We start from the raw sequence: 17311 nt of genomic DNA on the forward strand, positions 1-17311 counted from the left end.
GCACGATGTTCTGGATCGCGTAGCGACGGGAGCGGGGAGCGCTGGGCACGCGCATCGTCCATCTCGTGGGGCCTGACGCGGAGATGCGTGGAGGACCTTCCGCACGAGCCAGCGTCCGTCTTTGCGCTGTTAGGTCGCGCGCCTGACGCGCACGCAAACGCCCTGCTCAGCACGCGCGACCCATAGCTCCAAGAGGTTGTATTATGTCAAATGTACTTGTTAAGTACAGCGATGGCGATCTAGGCGCGCAGCTCCTCAACCAGCTGCTCAAGCTCAGGAAAATGCTCGCGGGCAACATAATCGAGCAGCACCGTGCGATCGGCGGGCTGTAGCTGATCGATCGTCCCGCGCAGCTGAACAGTCATGGAGCGCAGCGTATGAATGGCCTGTGCCAGTGCCCGCTCACTCTGTCGCGCCTGGCGTCGCTCCCCGGCATCAGGCTCTCGATGTTCCGTGTGACGTATCCGGGTATCTGAGGATGGGGCGCCGTGTGGTGCCGAATACGGGGAAGATGAGCGTTGCGAGGCAGCAGCCTTTGCCGACAGGACCGCATCGACCATAGCTCGCACGGCCCTGGTGTCCAGTCTTCCCGACACGACACCATCGATCAGCGGACGGCGCTGCTCCTCCGTCGGCAGTTGCGCGATGATTAACGCCGCCGACTGTGTCTCGGCATAGGTGCTCACCATCTGCTGAACATCGGCGGGTGCTCGCAGGAGGTCGAGCTTATTTTGAATATACCCTTTGCTCTTGCCGATGCGCTCCGCGAGCGTGCGAATGGAATACCCGTTTTCATCGAGCATCAGGCGAAAGGCCCGCGCCTCCTCCAACGCCGCAAGATCCTGACGCTGCAAGTTTTCGATGAGGCCGATCTCGCGGAGATCGGCGTCCGAATGTGGGGCCACGTCGCAGGGGATCATGCGCAGGTCGGCGAGCTTCGCCGCCCGGAGTCGTCGCTCGCCGTAGACGAGCTGGTAGCGATCGGCCTTCGTCGGGTGGGGACGTACACGAATGCGGCTGGTAAATCCGTGAGTCCGGATGGAGGTGGCTAACTCCTCAAGATCGGCAAAATCCTGCCGGGCCTGGTACGGGCTTGGCTCAATCGCATCGACTGGAATATCCATGGGCGTGGCAGGCTGATCGGTAAATGCGCCGGCAAAGACCGCCGCGAAATCCTCTCGCGGCTGTGTTCGCGTTTGGCGACGATCGATCGTAAACTTGCGTCCGTTATTCCCACTCACGGCTGATCTCCTCTGCAAGCGTGCGATAGGATGTCGCGCCGATGCCCTTGGGATCGTAGTGCAGCACGGACTGGTGGCGCGCCTGGCTTTCAGCAATCTTGGACGAGCGCCGGATGACCGTGTCGAACACGGCCAGGTCGGCGCCGAACTGCTCGCGAATCTCCGACAGCAGATCGCGATGGAGGGTCATGCGGACATCGACCTGGGTCACGAGCACGCCACACAGGGTGAGGTCAGGATTGAGGCCGCTCTCGCGCACCTCGTCGATCTGGCTGAGCATCAGGCCCAGCGACTCGACGGCGAGCTGCTCCGGCTCGACCGGAATAAGGACCTCGTGTGCCGCGACGAGCGCGTTGTGAACAAGGTTGCTCGACGCCGGCTGCGTATCGATCAGGACGACATCATACTGAGCGGCTACGGGCGTGAGGATCTGCTGGAGCACATACTCGCGTCGGCTTTGGAGGTGCAGCGCCCGCTCCGTCAGACTCAGACGGATGCTGGCAGGCACAATATCGACGCCTGAGGGACTTTCCTGGATGACCGCATGCAGCTCTGACCGCCGCTGCATGGTCCAGGTCTGCATCGCGCCGAATAACGTCTGTTCGGGTGCCAGATCGACGGGGTTCAAGCCGGCTGCGCTGGTCAGGCTGCACTGGTGGTCGGTGTCAACCAGCAGCACGCGGTAGCCACGTTCGGAGAGGGCCACGCCCAGGTTGAGCGTCGTGGTCGTTTTGCCCGTGCCACCCTTGAGGAGCGCGACGGCGATGATCTTGCCCAGTGGTGGATCAGTCCGTGGTTGTGCGTGCGTATCGCGTCCCTGCACGACGCGCCCCTCCCGCAAGAAGATTTCGACATGTTCCGGTCGAACCAGGCGCGCATGTCCGGTCCCCTGAGTGGGCAGCCGCCCATCCCAGGCGGCACGGCGTAATCGATCGTAGGTTACGGAGTAGTGCTCTGCCGCCGCTTTGAGTGTAAGCAGATCCTCGGTTGCCATGTGTCCTCCTCATGGGTCATCCTGGCCCTAGTGTAGCACATTCTTCACAGAATGTGAAACGTCACATTTGTGATATTTCACATTCTGTGAAATGTATGCTCGTGCGATGCCACCGATCGCACCCTGGTCGGCCCATGCAGACCCGTCTCGACACGGCGCAGGCATACTGGGAACGCATCGGCGATGATCGTAGGCACCATGCTCGACATAACGTACAGGAGCAGCGCAGGGGAAGATGAGGACGTGCGCGCTGCTGGAACACCGGGTATCATCGGCGCTCAGTGGTATCCAGGGAGCGCGTGCCGCTGCGCCGCCAGGTGGTCCGCCGTAGGTGTATGCTTGTCGCCTGGCACGCGCCGTCACGAGCGCGGCAAGACGTCCAATGTCTCCAGCAATTCCTCGACGGTCGCGACCAGCTCTGGGCGCTCCTGTAGCACAGCGACGAGCCGCTCCAGGGCGGGGTCGGCGCGAATGGGACGCGGGGTGGGGCTGCCGACAGCGGATCGCTGGCCGTGGCCGAGCGGGAGCGGCTGACCAAGAAACGATAGCATCTGGAGGAGCGCGGGAGCGGAAATGGTCCGGGTGCCCCGCTCATACCGAGCAATCGTGACACGATCAACGCCAAAGGCGCGGGCAAGCTCCTCCTGGGTAACACCACGGGCCATACGCGCGTCACGCAGCGCCGCGCCAATCGTCTTGTTGAGCATCTGCTGGCTCTCGGTATCACGACTGGTCATAACAACGTTTCCTGCAAGGGTGGAAGCGCATCGTGATCGTCCGGCAGCAGCTCCGTCGCTTTCGCTCGAAGCCAGTCGAGGGCCTCGGCGTAACGGCTCGCCGGCAGCAGGGCGTACTTCGGCGTGCCGAGATCGATGCAGAACTGACCAAACAGACGAGCAAAGACCGCCTGCCCGGTCCGCTGCTCGTACCGCCGCGCCAGGCGCTGAATCGAGCGCTTGATCACTTCCTGCTGCGCTGCGGTAATCGTGATCGTGGTCGTAAACTGGTCTTGGAGATCGCCGAGCAAGTCCTCGATCGTATCCATCCGCTGCTCGTGGAGCGTTAAACGGTCATCTGTCCGGCTTTGCGCATCCAGGAGCGCCTCGCGGAGGAGCCGTAGCTCGAGCAGTGCGGTCGTAATCTGTTGTTGGACCGCGGCCACGGCAGGATCGGACGGCACCGGCTGCCTGCTCTGCACATCACCCCCGTAGAGCAGCGCCAGCACCTCGACCAATTCAAGCTGGTAGCGTACGAGCTTGGGCCGCACCTTGGGTTTGACCTGCGACGGCACGATCGTGGCAAGCCAGAAGGGGATGAAGCGGTGCAAGAGCGCCACGACGGGTCGCAACTGCTGCCCTCTGGGAACGCGCACGACCCGCAGGCCGTTCGCAAGTACGTCGTGCTCACGCAGGCGGTCGCTCTGGCTTTGGATATCCAGACCAAGCGCCTGACAGATCGTACGAACCGGAATCGCGACACCCTCACCTTCCAGGATCACCGCCGGGAGGGTGTCGCCGTCAAATTCGACCGTATTGAAGCGAACCATGGACATGGCCGGTTGCTCTTGTTCATCGGGCATGCTGATACCTCGCAAGCTCTATCGCCCTGGCTGTAACCACTGTGGCAACAGTAGCACGGGCATGCTGGAACGTCAGACATTTTGTAACCTCTATGGCTACGCTCGACCGCGCACAGGCAGAGATCAGTGTAACCTTTCCGGCTACAAACCGGTCGTACCAGCAGAGATGTAACCCCATTGGCTACACTGCATATGATGTCTACCTGGGCGGGCGTAACCAGATTGGCTACACACCGGGCGCAGCGACCAACGCACTCCCGGCACGTCGACCTCTGCGGGTGGTTCGAGCGGCACGATCCATCGCTTCTTCCAGCGCAACACCCGCCGCATCCTTCGGGTGGCTCATCCCGCCCTCAGTGTAGCACACTCTTCACAGAATGTGAAACATCACATGTGTGACATTTCACATTCTGTGAAACGTATGCTAGACTTACAAGCAACGCGGCAGCACGCCTGGCGCGGGAGCGGTGAGCGTCTTACGACACCGGCAGCGATCAACCAATCATGGCTGTTCTCGAATGGCTTGACATAAGTATCAAATCAGATCGTGTCCGTGCTCCGTCCACGGTCTTCGGGGAAGCGGACCGCTCGTTTGGTGTGTCGCCTCATCAGCGCCGTACGCCGGACCCGCTCACAGCGGCGATACCGTTTCTGAATGATATACTGAGCACGCCAGCGCGTGCCGATCCTGCTGGTACGGCATACCGTTCACGGCAAGCATAGCGTATGACAGCAAGGAAGGGATGGTGCATGTCTGAACCTGATGTTTTTCTCAACGAGCAACACTTACGCAGTGCGGATAGTCTCGCGTTTCGCTCGGTCGGCCTCGAAGCACTGGACCTGGATCGCGTGAGCCGTCATATTCAGGATGCCTTCAAACGTGGACGGTATCCCGAACAGTGGCCGACCGATCCCGTAAGTTACCTGTTGCTTCGCGGGTGTGCTATCGAGGTCGACGGCGCAAATTACCCCACGGTCGCCGGTGTGCTATGCTTTGGACGGGAGCCGCAGCGGCTGATCCCGGATGCGGTTGTTGATATTGCCCATTATCGCGGCACGGTGGTCGGACGCGAGCAGCTCATCCACTTCGAGAAGGACGTATCGGGCACGATCTTTGACCAGCTCCAGCGCATCGAGAGCTACCTCTGGCAGAATACTCACCATGGAATGAACACCGACAGCGACAGCTTTCAACGGCGCGAGTTGCATGAGTACCCGCGGGTGGTCATTCGCGAGCTGGCCGTCAACGCGCTGAGCCATCGCGACTACCATCTGACCGACACCTCAATCCGCATTACGCTCTTTCGTGACAGAATCCAGTGGGACTCGCCAGGGGGACTGCCACCCGGTGTTACCGTCGAGAATATCCTGCTTCAACAAAAATCACGCAACCGCAACATTTCCCGGGTGCTGTATGAGGCCGGGTACGTGGAAGCCTTTGGGCAGGGGCTTGACATCGTCGTGAATGTCCTCCGCGATGAGGGCATGGAGGCGCCGCGCTTTGAGGATATCGGAGCAGCGTTTATTGTCACCGTGTTCGGGCGGAAGCTTGAAACCTTGCAAGTCGGTTTATATGCGCATCTCCCAGAAAGCCACCAGCGCATCATGAACTATCTGCGCGATCACGACGAGGTACCGCCCATGCAACTGATCGAGCAATTCGCCCCTGAGCGGAGTCGCCGATCGGTCCAGCGCGACCTCGATCAACTGGTCGAGGCTGGCCTGATTGCCGCCTCCGGGCAGGGCAAAGCCCGCCGCTACTTTATTCGTGGCCGGAAGGGTTAGGCCGACGGTCGCACGCCTGCGCCGTACGGAACACGCCCATCCGCTTACCGAATCGCGCCAAATGAAAAGCTTCGTCTGGCGCGGTTGCCCACGAACGGTGCCACAACTGCGCCAAACTGCGCCACGTTTTGGCGCGGTTGCCCACGAACTGCGTCAAACTGCGCCACGTTTTGGCGTGGTTGCAGCCCACCTTCCGTGGAGGGTGTCCCAACGCACGATGGCGCCAACTGCGCCACATTGCGCCACGTTTGGCATAGTTGGCGCGGTAGTGGCGAAAAGTGGCGTGCTTCACACGGGAAACTGGCGTCGTTACCTCTTGCGATTGGCGCAGTTGATCGCTATGATCCGACTCAGAAGCGTTCGGGCCGCTTTGAGCATGACTCGTAAGGCGACTCGCACGGTAGGAAGCAACCTGTTGTAAGTATTGGACAGTCATCGGCAGTCAGCCGGACTTAAAGCAACGACCCCCGATCCTTTTGGTTTGGCCGCCACCGGATCAGAGGTCTTACCGGAACATCACCCTGCCATGGTTGATGGCATCTGGATGTCCCTGCTGATTGCTCAAGTGTAGCATGCCCGTGACATACGTCAAGAGGGCAAACTACCAAGGAGCACCTATGATCGCGCCTGCACCCGTGGGAGGGCAGGATAGTTCTCTGTTGTCTGAGAACGACCGTGCCCTGGCAGACTATCAGGCCCGTCGCACCTACGCCTACGAGATCGGCGAGCGTGCCGCGCTCCAGCGCGTGATCAGCGCCGAGGCGTATCTGTTTCTGTACAAAGAGCTGGTTCGGCTGTGCAAAGACCGCACCTACTGCTGGGCGGGCGTCGCCTGGATGACCGAGCGCCTGGGCGTCAGCGAAGGCACGATCAAGCGCTGGCTGCGCCAGCTCGTAGACGCGGGGCTGATTGAGCGCACGCCCCGGCCTGGCGGCGACACCGCCCTGACGCGGGTCCCGGCCCTCGTCGCGTTTGACACGCACCAGCACGAGCCGCCGCATGGGGCACAGCCGGTATCGTCAGAGGCTACCCCGCCGCGCGTCGCCGCATCGGCTGCCGCGCCGGACGCACCGCTTTTTTTTGTGCCTGCGGAGGGGATCACGAATGAGTCCCGCCCCGACTCAGATTTGATCCGCCCCACCGTTAAAAGGCCAGATCGAATCTCCGGTGTGGTTGGTGGTACCACATCACGAAGTGGACATAACGATCCATTGCGAAATGCAGAACCGTCCCCCGTGGTGCAGCCGCTGGCGACGATCGGCGTGTGTGGCCCAGGAGTCCTCGACGAGCTGAGCGGCTATGCAGGCGATGAGATCGCGGCTATCTGCCGCTACGTCGCGCGGCAGCGGAACAGCTACAACCCGGCAGGGCTGGCGGTCTTCCTGGCGCGCTCCGGCTTCGGACGAGCGCTGCTGCGAACCAGGCAGGGGCCTGCTGCGCAGCCTGTTCCTCATCTCGCGCCGGTCGCGCCGCCTACTGGCGCAGCCGACGCCCCAGGACATGCGCGCGATTCCCGGCTCGTCGCGCTGTGGACCGAGGCGCAGGCGCAGCTCGCGCAGCAGATGACGACGCACGAGTTCGTGACGTGGGTGCAGGAGACGCAGCTGGTCGCGCTCGACGAGACGCGGGCGGTGGTGGGGGTGCCGACAATCTTCGCCCGCGAGCAGGTGCAGGCGGTCTATGCGCAGCAGATGGCCGATGCGCTGGCGGGACTGACCGGGCAGCGGGTGGCCGTGGAGGTAGTCATCGATCGCGGTGGGTAAGCTTCGCGTGACGGAGGGCCGCCCTCCTCAGCGCCTCGTCACCGAGGGCGAGCGCCATTGGCGTATCGACGAGTGCGGGGCAGAGAGGGTTCGCGCGAACGTCCGATTCCCGCGCCAGGCAGGCGAGAGATCGCGAAACGTCGACCGCGCCTGCCGTTGCCGCAGCGTCCACCAGAGCGGCGACGGAAAACAGCCCGATCCACGAGGCGGTACGGTCGTGCCGTGTGGCCGCGCTGTCGCGCAGGTCCAGGCGGTCCCTGTTCCACCCCGCCGATCAGCCAATGACCGTGGCAGCATCCAGCGCAACCCCCTGGCTAAGAATGCGCGCGGAAGGAGCCGCCCGAACCCCTACGGCTCAGGCATCATCCGACGCAACGCTAGCGCCTGGGAGAACGAGCATCGCCCGGTAGCGTGGCCTGCTCGGCGCGGTCGATCGCGGCATCTGGTGGAGCGGCGGCCATTGTCCCTGCCGCATCCGTGTAGCGGTGCTCAAAGTCCAGGATGATCTGCCGCACCCGTGCGATGGCCGCGTGCGACATGGCGGGCGCTACCGGCAGATACACAAGCTGTCGCACCATGCGCTCCGCATGGGGAGTCGTCACCCTGGGTCGTTGCTGTGGCGGGGGAACGACGACTAAACGGGACGCTTTGCGTGTTGCATCAAACCCGTGTGCCTGGAGCAGGTGGACCAACCGATCAGGATCACGGCTTTCGACCGGGATCACCCACTGCGTGTGCTGCCGCGCGCCTGCCCCTGGATGCTTCAGCGGCGGGTGCTGCCTGACCATGCTGCTCAGGACCTGGGCGCGGTGCCGGATACGTCGCGGATCAGCATAGCGTAAGCGGCGATCGAGCAATCGGAGCAGCGGGGCGCATGGCTGCTGTCGTAGTCGTCCAATCAGGTCCGTTCCGCTAAAGCCCCGGGTGGCCTGGTTGAGCAGCGCATCGTGGTCAATACCACGCAGGCGACAGAGCGCGATCAAGAGGGCAAACAGCCACGGACGGGCCAGCAGCTTGAGCACCATGAAGCGCGCGACGCGCTGCATGAACATCAAGCGGGATTGGCGCGGATACCCTGCCTGGCGCTGACGGAGTCGGGCTAAGAGGGATCGATCGCGAACCCGCAGCAAGGCTGCTCCTAACGCCGTCTGCATCTTGATGGGACCGAAGCTGAACATACTGATGTCGCTCTGCGCATGGCCGCGATAGGATGAGGCATCATACGCCTGGGCACAATCCTCGATGACGAGCAGGCTGTGCTGCTGCGCGACCTCAATGAGCTGGTCGAGGGGCATGCGGCTCCCGAAGAGATGGGCAACCAGGATCGCTTTCGTCCGTGGGCTAACAAGCTGGTGGATCTTGGTTGGGTCGACGGCCAGGGTGTCCGGATCGAGGTCCACGGGGATAGGCACCAGGCCATGATGGACTAAAAGCTGGATCATATCGGGAATGGTGATCGCCGAAACAAGGACTTCCGTGCCGACTGGGAGCGCCAGGACGTGCAGCAGGAGGTCGAATCCGCTGCGGACCGACAGGCAGGCGAGCGTATCACGATGTGGCGACCAGCGTCCTTCAACCACGGCCTGGGCACGCGATCGGGTATCCGGGAGCAGGCCATAGCCAAGACCTGCCAGCAAGTCAAGCCAGCCAATATCGGGTGTACCACGTGGGATCATATCACGTCCTGACCGAAGCTTCGGTAGGGATAGTATAGCGCATGGCGTCAACGCATCATCGAGGGGAACGCAGCATGACAAAGACGCGGAGACGACCGCAAGGCTGCTACAATCGTGCTCCGCTGGCCCGCCCAGGGTGAGCGCCGGATGGCTTGAACGCTCGTCCTGACAGGAGTCCGGTTCATCCGCTACGCCGACGTCCTGCCTGGCGACGTTGGCACCCGTCAGGCAGCCGAGGACATCAAAACGCACGTCACTATGTGGCTGGTCACGCATCTTCACCTGACACGCTACTTTCCCGATGCGCTCGTGGTATGCCAGTCCACGGGTATGCACGAGTTGCAAGCGGTCGTCGATGGGCGTAGCATGGGATGCTGGGCCTGGCTGATCCTGAGTCAAAGGAGGGCAGCATGACGACATCCCTACGCGGTGAGCTGGAAGCCGCGCGACTGATCTTCCATTTTCTGCTCGATTCGCTCTCCGACGAGGAGTTAATGCGACACAGTCACAATCCAGCGTGGACGAACAAGCACATGCTCTTCCACATGGCCTTGGGCTTTTTTCTGCTCCCGATTCTCAGCCTCTTAGTGCTGGTGTTCGGACGATTACCAGCAATCTTTTCTCGCATCTTCGCTCGTATACTCAATGGTGCGACCCCGGCCTTTAACCTCATCAATGCGCTGGGGGCGTATGGAGGTGGACGAGTCGTTCCGCGATCCGCAATGTATACGATCTTCGATGGGGTGTATGCGCTGAGCATGCAGATCGCCGATCATCTTCCGGCTGAGGAGTGGACGCGGGGCATGTATTACCCGACGGCCTGGGATGCCCTGTTTACTCCCTACATGACATTGGAAGACGTGTTTCGGTTTCCCGTGCGGCACTTCTACACGCATGTCAAGCAGATAGCACGGTGAGGCGCGCTTTCTGGCATGAGGATGAGCGGCGGCGCAACGGCTGAGCTCCCCTGACGCCGCTCATGCACACCATGGGATATGAGTCTGAACGGACGGGACCACCGCCGACCCGATGACGGGTACACTATGAGCGCTCCGTCGTCAACATCAGCGTGCATGCGCTTCTAGTGCAGCGTCTACGCATTGGCGCAGCAGCGGCTCGCGAATCGCCGCTGCATCCAGCGTGCGCGCGCCGAGAAACGTCACGAAGCGCGCAAACCCACGCGCTAATGCTTCCGCAAATGCCGCATCGGTGCCGAGGGATTCATCCTCCAGCCACAGGCCCAGGATGATGAACGTGCCGGTCGTCCGGTCGAGCTTGCTGTCGAAGCGCGCGACGAGCCGGTCGCCCCACAACACCGGCAGCGTGTAGTAGCCGAACCTCCGCCGGTGCGCAGGCTTGTAGACCTCCCACACGTAGTCGAAGCCAAATACCACGCTGGCTCGCCCGCGCGCGCTGACCTGATCGAGCGGTGCGAGGAAGACGACCTCTTCCGTCGTAGTCGTCTTCAACGGCGTCCATGCCTCCGGCATACGCCCTGCGCTCAACTCGCGCAGCACCTCGGCGTCGCTCCCGAGCGCGTAGTGCATCGCCTTCCAGCCTTCAACCTTGACCTCGATGAGGTCGCCGTCGGCCACCATCGCCGCGCGTAGCTGCTGGACGCTACTGAACGGCACGCCGCGCAGAAACGAATCTGCCACACGGCTTAGCCGCGCCAGGCCGGAGAAGCTGACTTCCTTTGTGATCAAGAAGCGGTTAGCCTCTGCCTCGTCGCTCTCACGAATAAGATGCGCAGGCGCGACCGTCTCCGTGAGGGCGTACACGCGCTCGAAGCGCTCGCGGTGGTGCGTCATCACCTCGCCGGTGAGCCACAAATAATACAACGCTAACGCGCTGTCCTTGCGACCGCGATAGCTGTGCGTTCGCGTCCGCGTCGCCATCGCGAAGTCGCGGTTGCTCACGGTGCCGCGCTCGTGCAAGATGGCCCGCATTTCGACAATAGCATCAGCGTGGTCGCGGGCAATGCTGCGCATGCGCGGGCCGCTCTCGCCCTCACGGCGCATCACCACGCGCCAGTGCGGCAGCTCGTCCATCGGTCGGACGGCCAGCCAGCCACCCCAGTCAAAGAACTTGCGCTGCCGATAGGCCAGATCTTCCCACAGGCCAGGCGTATAGTCGAGGACGCGGCTGTGCAGCGTGATGTCATGACTACGCGCGATGATGTGCAGCGGGTCGAGCTGCAGGTACTCCATCGCGCGCATAGCCTGCTCGGTGCCCGTGATGCCGCGCCAGCGTCGCCCGGGCCACAGGCCCTGCTTGCCGAGGATGAAGCGGCGGGCGGTTTCGATCGTAATCGTCAGCATGATGTCCTATGGATGCTTCTCACGTGTGCTTTCATCACGGCATGATCCCACCCAATCGATCGCACTCGCTCGCGTACCCAGGCGCTCCATTAATTCACCAACATGCTGCTGAATGTGGCGAATCGAGTACAGCTGCACTTCGAATGTCGTAAATGGTAGCCAGTCAAAGCCCGACGCTGCGGCTAACTCCATGGTCGACACGTTTTCGACGACCTGGCGCTGACAGAAGGCAAGGTACGCGAGCACCGTCGCTTTGGTCGCTGACTCGGCGGGTTGTGTGCGCACGTCATCTTCAAACCGATAGGCGTCGCGGTGCCCAGACCAGACGCGAAACGCCTGCTCCGATTCTTGAAGGTACAGGTGCGTGAAGAACAGTGCGTGATAGGCGACCTGCGAGAACGTGTTGCGGTCGTCCGGACGGTGCCAGAGCGTTTCGGGGCACGCGAGAATCGATTGCTTGAGCATGTCGAGGGCAGCGTGGTATTGCGAGATGATCGGTTCACGGTAATCCATGGCGGGGCCTCCCCAATGATTGCGCTCATACGGTCGAGTGACGCCGCAGGAAGGCGAGGGTGCGATCCCACGCCAGGCTCGCTGCCGCTGGGTTATATGCCTCGGCGCGATCCGGCTCAAAGAACCAGTGTCCCGTGTCGCTGTAGCGATAGAACGTCACCGGGCGGCCAGCACGCTTGAGCGATTCCTCCAGCTCGTCGACCTGGGATAGCGGCTCAAACTCATCGTTCGCGGCAAAATGACCGAGGTAGGCCGCGCGCGCGGCGCTGAAGTCGCCGCCCCCGGTGCCGTAAAAGAGGACGACGGCACGGATGTGGTCGGGATCGGCGGCGGCGAGGTCGAGCGCATAATACGCTCCGAGCGAGAAGGCCATGACGGCAAGGCCGCCCTCACCCTGGCCGAAACGTGACGTGAGAAACCGTGCTGCCTCGGCGATCTCGGCCTTGGCCTGGACGTGGTTGGCGTCGAGCGCTGCACCAAGGGCTTCGGCATCGGCAATCGTTTCGGCGACCTTGCCGTGATAGAGGTCTGGGGCGAAGGCCACGAACCCAGCTTCAGCCAGCCGTGTGCAAATGGCGCGCATGGTATCGTTCAGCCCCCACCACGCATGGAGCACGAGCACGCCTGGCCCTTCGCCGCGTTCGGGCATGGCGAGGTAGCCGCAGGCGCTCTGATGGTCGCCGTAGTACGTCAGTTCCTGTGATGTGCGATCCGCCATATCACGATCCTCCTGTGATCACGGAACGTCTCCTCCTGGGCATGATTCTAGAACAAATGGTCTAGATCGTCAAGTTCGTGCCGCAAGGAACAACCCCTGTCGCGAGATACGTCCACGCGAACCGGGCTCGCGGCGGCATCAGGATCGTCACGATCTACCTCACGTGAGGGTGTGTATAAGGGCCGCACGGTTCGCATTCGCTGCACGTGGGCGGGACGGAGTCACCTTCCTGCAACCAATGCAGAAGGTCAGCTTTCTTCATCCGTACCTCGCTCAGAACTATGCGCGATATGATTGTGGCCCAACGGCTGAACTCACCTGCCGCCGACAACGAGCACCATAGTGTACAAGGATAGTACTGTACGACGAAAATTGCCCGCGTTCTGCGGTCAGGGGCCGCGCTGGGTTGGATGGCACGTCGTCGTAACGGTATGCGTATCGGGCGGCGCTTTGTGGGTAGCGTTGTCCCCGGCGGCGCAGATCAGAGTCAGGGCCGTGCGCGTCTGGCGTAGCGCCGGACCGCAAGCGCATACGCTTCGGCAAGCAAGGATTGCACCTGGATCAGGGTTTCATGACCTGGATTGAGCACGCAGACAAACGATTGCGCCGCATAGTCGGGATGCGGCATCAGCGTGTCCAGGGCGGTAAAATCGTAGCCACGACTATCAACAGGGTCACTGCCAAAGAGCGCCTGAAAGGTCTGCTTGCTCACGCCGATGTTCAGCCGGTACACTCCGGGGCGGTCGAGATGGGAAACGTGGTCATACGGGTAGTCGGCAGCAAGAAGCGTCGCAAATGGAAGTTTGCGCTCATCACGGTAGAAAAAAAACATATAGCCAAAGCTGTTGACGGTTTCGACATCTGCAAATTGTTCGGTGATGTAGGTGATCATGGACGATTCATCCATAGGTTGCCCTGCCTTTCTTCATCGTCACGCTGGGCGGCACATCATAGAGCGCGGAAGGTCAGCAGCTCATGGGTAGCGCGTGTACGGCCTGGTTGCCGCCGAACGCCCAAGCTGCCGCCGGTACCAAACGGAGCGAGCACAGACACGCATGAACACGACCCGTGTCCCCAGCCGGGGCACGCGGTCAGCGCCAGCACCGTGGTGCACGGCGGGGTGCGGTTGCGACACCACGGCGAAGAACGACCAGTTGACCACCTGAACCGGGTCCTGCACCACGCCATCTGTTCCCTCGGTGGAGCGCAGCGGACTGGCAGGTGTCCGTCGCCACTGCACGCCTTTATGCACGAACTTCGAGGTGCACCGTCACGGTATCGCCTTCCTCAAGATGTTCTGCCTTTCGGATACTCGCTTTGACGGGCACAATGTAGCGACCGTCTTTGGGAAACATCGCCGTCGTCCACGCGGTGCCGCCAATCTGAGCAGCGACCGGGATCATGCCCCAGCCATACGACACGAACTGGACGATGGCTTTTAAGTCGCGGCACTGCTTCGCTGGAACGGTCACAAAGTACCATGGGGCGGGGCCTTTCCAGTACCAAAGCGTACCGGTGAACTCGCATTTCAACGCTACGGTATCTCCCAATGAGGACATGCACCGACCTCCATCTCGTATGTTCTCGCAGAGTCATGCATTTGCCGCACGCTGCTCTGCTGCGCGCCGCTCAGCAGAACAATAGGCTTCAGCCGCCCCGATACTACAAGTATAACCATTCCAGGCAAGCTAACCAGTCGGCCAGAATCCGCAAGATTGCCGAGCCTATGACGTCGGCTGCACGCCTTGTTCGGTGGCATCCCGCGATCATGCGAAGGCCCAGGGATTGATGAGCTTCTCCGGTTTGATCCAGAGGTGGGCGATGGATTATTCCAAAAAGGAGCGACTACAGGCGTATCGACGCGCGGGAAAGAGATCGGTCAGCCACCTCTGCCGCCACTATGCGGTGCTCAGGCGAAGCGCCAACATTCATGTCGATACAGCTAGCGACAACACCTTAAACCCGCTTGGGACACGAGTCCTGTGGGTAGATAGCTGTGACGAAGTTCTAGCACAGCTTGCAGCGATCCAGGAATCGGCGGCGAGCATTGGTCGGTCGTGGTCTAAAACGACCTCAGGTGCGCTCCATGCCAGGAACATCGCCATCAGCCCGTACATGCTCCACCGCAGCCCGCACCCCTGCTCCGATCCTGAGCGCTTCGATCCCGATCGCTGGATGCCACAGCTATGCCCCTGGTTGCGTGCTCCCCCGCTCGTGGCGGCGGATGTTCCGTGACGTTGCATGGCAGCCCTGGCGCTTGCGCGCTTCCCCATGCTCGCGCTGCCACGCCTGCGAGTCCTCCACGGACACCAGGCGGCGCTCGTCGGCTCGTTGAGCGTCTCGGTATCCGTCCCAATCCTAGAGTCGATCGGGATCAGGCACCACGTAGCTGTGAAGGTAACAGTCGTCCGTCCCCGCGTCGTTGTCAAGCTCAAGCACATGCACCTGCGCGGGCATGCCGTCGAACTGCCAGGCGCGCACGGTGACGCCCTCCACCTCCGAGCCAGTCGAGCCAAAGTTGCCAAGGTGGATTCCGCCAAAGCAGTGGCCGGTGATCGCTGAGAAGCAGAAGAGGCCGTTCGGCCCATGACGGCTGATGATGATGCGGCCCCGGCGCGTGAACACGCCGCCCTGAATCCGATCGAAATGGATCGGCGTCGGACCGAGATGAATGTCGTCGTCGGGGCACCGCTCCAGCGTCTCGTGATCGTAGGCGAAGAGCACGCCGTTGGCGTTGTTCCAATGATCGAACTCGCTGGTGTAGAGTCGTCCGTTCAGCGGATTCACGTCGCACCACGGGAAACGGCCCGCGCCCTGCTCTCCCGGCAGAAACAGCTGCGCGGAGAAGTCGGTTTTCGTCTTCCACACGCCGAACGGCCCTTGAATCGGGACATAGACCCAGCCCTCGAAGCATCCGGGCGCGCCAACGTGAGCACCCTGCTTGCCCTGTGGCACCGCGATCTCGGCGAGGAGAGTCGCGCCGGGGCCATACTTGGCGATCGTCTTTGAGTTGTTTGAGGCCAGAAACCAGGCTTCGCCGTCGGTGGTTATGCCCTGCGCTTCGTCCGAGCGGGCGGTATTCTCGGACGAAAACGCGACTCCGGCCCTGGTCCACTCTCCCACGCGCGGATCGGTCATGCCCGTGACCAGATCGCTCACCAACCACCAGCCCTGCCACTGCGTATTTCCCGGCTCCCAGGCTGCGGTGTACGCTCGTCCGTCGAAACCCGGCGCGACGAGATCCAGCTTGTCGGCGCTGCGTGAAACCACGCCGATCGATGTCTGGGCTGCCGTCACGAGATCCTGCACAGCCCACCAGCCGCGCCATGCTGCATCGCCCGGCTCCCAGGCTGCGGTATAGACCCGTCCATCAGAGCCAGTGACGAACAGATCCAGCTTGTCGGCAGAGCGAGAAACCGCTGCCACGGGCGTTCGTGGCGCGGCGTCCACCCCTGCAATCGACCACCAGCCCTGCCACTCGGTATTTCCCGGCTCCCAAGCCGCCGTATAGACCTGCCGATCAGCGCCGACGACAAAAATATCCAGCTTGTCGGCAGAGCGGGAAACGACGCTGACCGGCGCGCCCGGCGGCACGCGCAGGCCACCGATCGACCACCAGCCCTGCCACTCGGTATTTCCCGGCTCCCAGGCCGCCGTATAGACCTGCCCATCCAGACCAGCCGCAAAAAGGTCCAGCTTGTCGGGCGCGCGCGAAACCGCGCAGACCGGCGCGTGCAGCGCGGTTTTGAAGATTCCCACAGGCCACCAGCCGCGCCATGCTGCATCGCCCGGCTCCCAGGCCGCCGTATAGACCTGCCCATCCAGCCCGACGACGAAGATGTCGAGTTTGTCGGGCGCGCGCGAAACCGCGCAGACCGGCGCGCAGGGAGCGACTTCCACGCCATCAATACGCCACCAGCCGCGCCATTGGGTATCGCCCGGTTCCCACGCGGCGGTGTAGACACGCCCATCCAGCCCGACGGCGAACGCATCGAGCTTGTTGGACGATCGTGAGATCACGCTTATGGGACCGATGCCTGCGCCGGGTACGAAATTACTCATTGAATCCTCCGAGTCGGTACGATGTCTGCGGGCCGAATGGTGCCACGTTCTTGGCGACCGATCGAAGCAGATGATGCGCCGATCGTCTCGTCACTCTACCGATCCGCGCACGGCTCGACCAGGTATGACGATCCTGCTCAGGACTGACCGATCTGCCATCCAGGTGAAGAGACCCCTGCCCGGCGCGATCCTCGAAACGCCACGCGCTGCCTATTCAGAAGCCGCCGCCCACGGTCATGTGTGTGTCAGCCACGCGCGTCGGCGGCAATGGCGTGTGCATCCGTCATGTCATGGTGCCAGCACCGGAGCTTGACTTTGTGGGGGCGCTCCCGTATGATGCAGGAGGCAAGCCACCACGACCGTTCGACGTTCTCGGCGACACGTCCAGTCCAGCATCAGCCAGCAGCGCAGCAGCGACACCTCCGTAGGCCGCTGAGTCACCTGCTGTTCGTCACACGCGCACTGCCCGCGTCGCCCGGTCGTTGCGCTCATCCCGCATCGCTGCTGCCCAACCTCCGCCGATCCCCGCGAGCGTACCCGGCTGTCGCTCATGCCATGCTGCGGGCGCGTGCATCCTGCGGACCGTATCGTATCTCGTTCAGGAGGCCCCTATGGCTCCCAACGCATCACCAACCGCTGCTCCCACCAGCGCTTTTGAT

Annotated in this window: 14 protein-coding genes; 3 read left to right on the forward strand and 11 right to left on the reverse strand. The window is 62.2% G+C overall.

The features are described from left to right. Positions 1 to 239 precede the first annotated feature (239 nt). The 4 genes from VFZ66_22140 to VFZ66_22155 all read right to left on the reverse strand — a co-directional run bounded on the left by VFZ66_22140 (position 240) and on the right by VFZ66_22155 (position 3814). On the reverse strand, positions 240 to 1241 hold the full coding sequence (locus tag VFZ66_22140; GenBank protein HEX6291902.1) for a ParB/RepB/Spo0J family partition protein: 1002 nt from the start codon (positions 1239 to 1241) through the stop codon (positions 240 to 242). Then, positions 1228 to 2235 (reverse strand): AAA family ATPase, encoded by a 1008-nt coding sequence (locus tag VFZ66_22145; protein HEX6291903.1) that lies wholly within the window; start codon positions 2233 to 2235, stop codon positions 1228 to 1230. Before VFZ66_22145 ends, VFZ66_22140 begins: the two co-directional genes overlap by 14 nt. A gap of 359 nt (positions 2236 to 2594) precedes the next feature. Further along, on the reverse strand, positions 2595 to 2972 hold the full coding sequence (locus tag VFZ66_22150; protein HEX6291904.1) for a helix-turn-helix transcriptional regulator: 378 nt from the start codon (positions 2970 to 2972) through the stop codon (positions 2595 to 2597). Further along, on the reverse strand, positions 2969 to 3814 hold the full coding sequence (locus tag VFZ66_22155; GenBank protein HEX6291905.1) for a phage antirepressor N-terminal domain-containing protein: 846 nt from the start codon (positions 3812 to 3814) through the stop codon (positions 2969 to 2971). Before VFZ66_22155 ends, VFZ66_22150 begins: the two co-directional genes overlap by 4 nt. Positions 3815 to 4564: 750 nt before the next feature. Between VFZ66_22155 and VFZ66_22160 the strand changes: the two genes are divergently transcribed. Then, entirely contained in the window at positions 4565 to 5599 is a 1035-nt protein-coding gene (locus tag VFZ66_22160) for an ATP-binding protein (protein ID HEX6291906.1), read from the forward strand. A 659-nt stretch (positions 5600 to 6258) separates the two neighbouring features. Further along, positions 6259 to 7362 carry a DnaA N-terminal domain-containing protein gene (locus VFZ66_22165; GenBank protein HEX6291907.1) on the forward strand — a complete coding sequence of 368 codons (1104 nt, stop codon included), beginning with the start codon at positions 6259 to 6261 and terminating at the stop codon, positions 7360 to 7362. Between the two features lie 377 nt (positions 7363 to 7739). Here the strand turns inward: VFZ66_22165 and VFZ66_22170 are convergent, their stop codons facing one another. Next, the gene (locus VFZ66_22170) at positions 7740 to 9038 is read right to left on the reverse strand and encodes a DegT/DnrJ/EryC1/StrS family aminotransferase (protein ID HEX6291908.1); all 1299 of its coding nucleotides are present in this window, start codon (positions 9036 to 9038) and stop codon (positions 7740 to 7742) included. A 410-nt stretch (positions 9039 to 9448) separates the two neighbouring features. Between VFZ66_22170 and VFZ66_22175 the strand changes: the two genes are divergently transcribed. Then, a complete protein-coding gene (locus VFZ66_22175; protein HEX6291909.1) occupies positions 9449 to 9955 on the forward strand; it encodes a DinB family protein in 507 nt (168 codons plus the stop codon). A 147-nt stretch (positions 9956 to 10102) separates the two neighbouring features. Here VFZ66_22175 and VFZ66_22180 read toward each other — a convergent pair whose 3' ends face one another. The 6 genes from VFZ66_22180 to VFZ66_22205 form a co-directional block, all read right to left on the reverse strand. After that, entirely contained in the window at positions 10103 to 11359 is a 1257-nt protein-coding gene (locus tag VFZ66_22180) for a crosslink repair DNA glycosylase YcaQ family protein (protein HEX6291910.1), read from the reverse strand. A 6-nt stretch (positions 11360 to 11365) separates the two neighbouring features. Next, positions 11366 to 11872, reverse strand: a complete 507-nt coding sequence (locus VFZ66_22185; GenBank protein ID HEX6291911.1) for a DinB family protein — start codon at positions 11870 to 11872, stop codon at positions 11366 to 11368. A 25-nt stretch (positions 11873 to 11897) separates the two neighbouring features. Then, positions 11898 to 12590, reverse strand: a complete 693-nt coding sequence (locus VFZ66_22190; protein HEX6291912.1) for a dienelactone hydrolase family protein — start codon at positions 12588 to 12590, stop codon at positions 11898 to 11900. A gap of 487 nt (positions 12591 to 13077) precedes the next feature. Continuing rightward, on the reverse strand, positions 13078 to 13497 hold the full coding sequence (locus tag VFZ66_22195) for a DUF6194 family protein (protein HEX6291913.1): 420 nt from the start codon (positions 13495 to 13497) through the stop codon (positions 13078 to 13080). 337 nt (positions 13498 to 13834) lie between these two features. After that, complete coding sequence (locus VFZ66_22200; protein ID HEX6291914.1) at positions 13835 to 14149, reverse strand: DUF1905 domain-containing protein; 315 nt, start codon at positions 14147 to 14149, stop codon at positions 13835 to 13837. A 799-nt stretch (positions 14150 to 14948) separates the two neighbouring features. Continuing rightward, positions 14949 to 16652 carry a hypothetical protein gene (locus VFZ66_22205; GenBank protein ID HEX6291915.1) on the reverse strand — a complete coding sequence of 568 codons (1704 nt, stop codon included), beginning with the start codon at positions 16650 to 16652 and terminating at the stop codon, positions 14949 to 14951. Positions 16653 to 17311 lie beyond the last annotated feature (659 nt).

Source organism: Herpetosiphonaceae bacterium (genome assembly GCA_036374795.1).
In the GTDB taxonomy this organism is placed as follows: Bacteria; Chloroflexota; Chloroflexia; order Chloroflexales; family Kallotenuaceae; genus LB3-1.